Below are 221 nucleotides of genomic sequence, written 5' to 3'. Positions count from 1 at the left end.
TGTTGATTACAAGAAATTCGATCACTACTGTGAAAAAGGAATAGGTTTTGTAACTCGTCTCAAGTCAAATGCTGTGGTGTATGTGCAAAAAGAATTGCCACTTTCGCCGGCAAGCGAAATTAGCAGGGATTACATAGCTATCCTGGGCTGGGGTTCATCAAGAATGAAGCACCCTGTACGTCTGATTGAAACAACGGATACAGAAGGGAATCAAATTACAA

At 41.2% G+C, this 221-nt stretch carries 1 pseudogene; it reads left to right on the top strand.

Annotation, left to right across the window (positions count from 1 at the left end):
• Positions 1-221 (top strand): annotated as a pseudogene (locus ULO1_RS15020) (IS4 family transposase); the annotation flags it as partial.

This window comes from Carboxydocella sp. ULO1, from assembly GCF_002049255.1.
Taxonomy (GTDB): domain Bacteria; phylum Bacillota.
The sequence above is the reverse complement of the archived record's forward strand: the minus strand, read 5'-3'. Positions and strand labels throughout refer to the sequence as shown.